3 protein-coding genes are annotated in these 3,176 nt (G+C 74.2%); 1 reads left to right on the top strand and 2 read right to left on the bottom strand.

Annotation, left to right across the window (positions count from 1 at the left end; all coding sequences use genetic code 11):
• Positions 1–374: 374 nt before the first annotated feature.
• Both ACJA3G_RS33740 and mshA read right to left on the bottom strand, forming a co-directional pair.
• Entirely contained in the window at positions 375–863 is a 489-nt protein-coding gene (locus ACJA3G_RS33740; protein ID WP_406556841.1) for a YbjN domain-containing protein, read from the bottom strand.
• On the bottom strand, positions 856–2,199 hold the full coding sequence (mshA, locus tag ACJA3G_RS33735; protein WP_406556840.1) for a D-inositol-3-phosphate glycosyltransferase: 1,344 nt from the start codon (positions 2,197–2,199) through the stop codon (positions 856–858). Before mshA ends, ACJA3G_RS33740 begins: the two co-directional genes overlap by 8 nt.
• Positions 2,200–2,403: 204 nt before the next feature.
• Between mshA and ACJA3G_RS33730 the strand changes: the two genes are divergently transcribed.
• A partial coding sequence (locus tag ACJA3G_RS33730; RefSeq protein ID WP_406556839.1) for a class I SAM-dependent methyltransferase occupies positions 2,404–3,176 on the top strand: 773 nt, incomplete at its 3' end.

Genomic DNA, 3,176 nt, shown 5'->3' with positions numbered 1-3,176 from the left:
ACCCCGCCCCTTCCCGAAAGCCCTCGGGCGGGCGGCCGATCGTTCACCTGCGGCGAGGTGGGGGCTGATCGCGCAGTTCCCCGCGCCCCTGGGTAGTCCGGGACGCTCGGAACCGCACGACCAGCCACGAAAGGGGCGCGGGGAACGCAGGGAACGGCGCGACCAGCCACGAAAGGGGCGCGGGGAACTGCGCGATCAGCCCCCACCGGCCCGCAGACATAGACCGGACCCGGACCCAAAAGGGGCGCGGGGAACTGCGCGACCAGCCACCCACCGGCCCGCAGACAAGCACCGGGCCCAAAAGGGGGGCGGGGAACTGCGCGCTCAGCCCCCGCCGGCCCGCGGGCGGACTTCGGCCACAGCGAGCCGCAGGGCTAGTCCCTCGGGTGGGTCAGGCTCTTGAACGCGTCCAGGTTCCGCGTGGACTCCCCCCGCGACACCCTCCACTCGTACTCCCGCCGGATCGCCCCCGCGAACCCCAGCTCCAGCAGGGTGTTGAAGGACCCGTCCGCCTCCTCCAGGACCGTCCCGAGCAGCCGGTCCAGCTCCTCGAACGTGACCGAGGAGAGCGGGAGCTTGCCCGCGAGGTAGACGTCCCCGAGGTTGTCGATCGCGTAACCCACCCCGTACAGACGGAGGTTGCGCTCCAGGCACCAGCGGTGGACTCCCGCCGCGTTCTCGTCGGGGTGGCGGACCACGAAGGCGTTGACCGACAGGGAGTGCCGCCCCACCCGCAGGGAGCAGGTCGTGGACAGCTTCCTCGTACCGGGGAGCTTCACCACGTACGAGTCCGGCTCCGGGGACTCCCACTCCAGCTCCGCGTCCTTGAGGTACGCGTCGATCACCGCGCGTGCGTCAGCCATGGTGCGAGCGTACGCGACGCCGGTGTTCCTGCATGGCTGCGGTGTAGACGTCGGCCGTGGCCGACGCGGCCGTGCCCCAGCCGAAGGACTCGGCGTGCCGGGCCGCCGCCGCGCCCATCCGGTCCGCGAGCGAGGGGTCGTCCACGAAGCGGCGCAGGGCGCGCGCGTAGTCGGCCGGATCGTGGCCGGCCACCAGGAAGCCGGTCTCGCCGGAGCGCACGGCGACCGGCAGACCGCCCACCGACGCCGCCACCACCGGCGTCCCCGCCGCCTGCGCCTCGATCGCCACCAGTCCGAAGGACTCGCTGTAGGAGGGCATGACCAGCACCGACGCCGCCCGGAACCAGTCCGCGAGCCGGTCCTGGCCGACCGGCGGGTGGAAGCGGACCACGTCAGAGATGCCGAGCCGGGCCGCCAGCTTGTGCAGCCCCTCCGGCTTCGCCAGACCGCTGCCCGAGGGGCCGCCTATCACCGGCACGACCAGGCGCGAGCGCAGCGACGGGTGCTCGGTGAGCAGGACCGCCACCGCCCGCAGCAGGATGTCGGGCGCCTTCAGCGGCTGGATGCGGCCCGCGAAGAGCGGGACCAGGGCGTCCTGCGGCAGGCCGAGCCGGGCCCGGGCCGCCGCCCGGCCGTCCCCGGGGCGGAAGCGGTCGAGGTTCACCCCGGGGTGGACGACCGCGACCTTGCCGGGGTCGGCGTCGTAGTGGCGGACGAGTTCGTCGGCCTCCTCGGCGGTGTTGGCGATCAGCCGGTCCGCCGCGTCCACGATCTGCGTCTCGCCGATCACGCGCGCGGCGGGCTCGGGCGTGTCGCCGTCGGCGAGCGCGGCGTTCTTGACCTTGGCCATGGTGTGCATGGCGTGCACCAGCGGCACGCCCCAGCGCTGGGCGGCGAGCCAGCCGACGTGGCCGGAGAGCCAGTAGTGGGAGTGGACCAGGTCGTAGTGGCCGGGCCGGTGGCCCGCCCAGGCCTGCATCACGCCGTGGGTGAAGGCGCACAGCTGGGCCGGCAGCTCCTCCTTGGCCAGGCCCTCGTACGGGCCCGCGTCCACGTGCCGCACCAGCACGCCCGGCGCCATCTCCACCGTGGGGGCGAGCCCGCCGGTGGTGGCCCGGGTGAAGATCTCGACCTCGATGTTGATCGCGGCGAGCCGTTTGGCGAGCTCCACGATGTAGACGTTCATCCCGCCCGCGTCGCCCGTGCCGGGCTGGTGCAGCGGGGAGGTGTGGACGCTGAGCATGGCGATCCGGCGCGGCCTGCGGTGGGCACCGGGCAGCCGGAGCCGCGGCGGCCCCGCCAGGGTGCCGGTGAACCGGGACACGTACTGGCTCACGTCGACGTCCTCTCGGCCGGGGAAGGCGGGTGGCGCTGCGCTCTGGACATGCGCGGACATGCTCATGGAGGGCACGCGCGCGCCCTCAGTGACCGGTAACCACCGGAACCCTTCTTTTCATTTCCGCTTCGCCGCTCTTTTGCCGAAAACTTGCCCGTCGGGCCGCCATCCGGCGCGCCCTCCCAGGGCGCCTACCCTCGTCGTATGGCTCCACCCAAGCGCCCCGTCGGCACCGTCACGCGCGGCACCACCAATCCCAACCGGCTGCGCCGTATGGACCGCTGGATCGCCGAGGTCCACGGGCCCGCGCTGCGCCGCGCCCAGGCGCCCGTCGCGGTGGACCTGGGGTACGGGGCGGCCCCCTGGACGGCCGTGGAACTGCTCCAGCGGCTGCGGACCGCCGCGCCCGCCGTCTCCGTGGTGGGGATCGAGATCGAACCCGCCCGGGTCGCCGCCGCCAAGCCGTACGAGAGGGACGGCCTCACCTTCCTGCACGGCGGCTTCGAGGTGCCACTGCCCAGCCCGCCGCTGCTGATCCGGGCGGCGAACGTGCTGCGGCAGTACGAGGAGGGCGAGGTCGCGGCGGTGTGGGCGCGGCTGTGCGGGCGGCTGGCGGAGGGCGGGCTGCTGGTGGAGGGCACCTGCGACGAGATCGGGCGGCGGCATGTGTGGGTCGCCCTCGACGCCTCGGGCCCGCGCACGGTGACCTTCGCCACCCGGCTCGGCTCCCTCGACCGCCCCTCGGACCTGGCGGAGCGGCTGCCGAAGGCGCTGATCCACCGGAACGTGCCGGGCGAGCCGGTCCACGCGTTCCTGCGCGACTTCGACCGGGCGTGGGCGGCGGCGGCGCCGTACGCCTCGCTGGGCGCGCGCCAGCGCTGGATCCGGGCGGTCCGGGACCTGACGGCGGACTGGCCGCTTCGGGACGGGCCCCGGCGGTGGCGGCAGGGCGAGGTCACCGTGGAGTGGGGGGCGCT

The sequence above is a fragment of the Streptomyces sp. YS-3 genome, assembly GCF_045257485.1.
Lineage (GTDB): Bacteria > Actinomycetota > Actinomycetes > Streptomycetales > Streptomycetaceae > Streptomyces.
The sequence above is the reverse complement of the archived record's forward strand: the minus strand, read 5'-3'. Positions and strand labels throughout refer to the sequence as shown.